This is a genomic window from Kitasatospora sp. NPDC001175, assembly GCF_053598215.1.
The window spans coordinates 1-1,264 of sequence record NZ_JBSFJU010000229.1 but is presented as its reverse complement, the minus strand read 5'-3'; the positions used below and the strand labels follow the sequence as shown (position 1 = coordinate 1,264).

Genomic DNA, 1,264 nt, shown 5'->3' with positions numbered 1-1,264 from the left:
GGTCGGCGGGTTCTAGCGTTTGTCGCAACACCCCTTGATCATGATGGGCGTGTTGATGGCAAGGCGTGGACGTAAGCGCAGGCTCGATCTTGAGTCGGAGTACTGGCGCTTGCTGCAGTCCGGGGTGGGAACGGTCGAGGCGTGCAGGGAGCTCGGGATCGGTCGTAAGACCGGCTACCGGTGGCGGGCGGAGAACGGCGGCCTTCCTCCGGAGCGGCTGCCCGAGGCGTCCCGGTCGGGTCGCTACCTGTCCCTACTGGAGCGCCAGCGGATCGCGACACTTCGCGAACGCGGCCTGGGTATAAGGGAGATCGCGACGCGGCTGGGCAGGGCACCGTCGACCGTCAGCCGGGAACTACGCCGCAACACCCTCCCGCATGACCGCGGCATCTACGACGGCGACCTGGCCCATGACCGTGCCCGGAATCGGACGAAGCGGTCACGGAGCGGGAAGCTGTGGCACGACACGGAGCTCCGCGCGGAAGTTCAGGCCAAGCTCGACCTGGAGTGGAGCCCGGAGCAGATCGCCGCGCACCTTCGCGTCATCTGGCCCGACCGGCCGGAACGGCATCTGTGTCACGAGAGCATCTACCGAGCCCTCTACCAAGGTGGAAAGGGCGGCCTGAGCCGGGAGTTGACCAAGAAGCTGAGGACCGGACGGCCCCTGCGCAAGCGTCGTCGGCGGGCGGACCAGCGCAGTACGCGGTTCGCCGCGCCGGCTGTGCTCATCGACCACCGCCCGCCGGCCGTCGAACGCCGTGAGCGTGTCGGGGACTGGGAAGGAGACCTGATCGTCGGCCAGAGGAACCGGTCGGCCATCGCCACCCTGGTGGACCGCACCAGCCGCTACGTCCGACTGGTGGCACTGCCGGACGGGCACAGCGCGGAGAAGGTACGTGACGGACTCATACAGGTCCTGCAGACGGTTCCGGACACCGCGCGGCTGACACTCACCTGGGACCAGGGCTCGGAGATGGCCTGCCACGACCAACTGGCGCCCTGGTTCCGCGACGGCCTGTTCCTCGCCCACCCAGCCAGCCCCTGGCAGCGCGGCACCAACGAGAACACAAATGGGCTGCTGCGGCAGTACCTGCCCAAGCGCACCGACCTGTCCGTCCACTCGGTCGCCGACCTGCAGGCCATCGAGGAACGATTGAACAACCGGCCCCGCAAAACACTGGGCTGGCGCACGCCAGCCGAGGCGTTCAGCGCCGCTCTGGCAGGATGAACACCAGCAGCGTTGCGACGATCATGCGAATCCGCC

General features: G+C 68.0%; 1 protein-coding gene. It reads left to right on the top strand.

What is annotated here, in order from left to right; genetic code table 11:
• Positions 1-55: 55 nt before the first annotated feature.
• Positions 56-1,228: an IS30 family transposase gene (locus ACWDAK_RS41335; RefSeq protein WP_427396371.1), complete on the top strand. Its 1,173-nt coding sequence runs from the start codon at positions 56-58 to the stop codon at positions 1,226-1,228.
• Positions 1,229-1,264: the final 36 nt, after the last annotated feature.

Coding starts and splice junctions, on each gene's coding strand:
- ACWDAK_RS41335 (WP_427396371.1), top strand. CDS start 56: ATGGCAAGGCGTGGACGTAAGCGCAGGCTCGATCTTGAGTCGGAGTAC.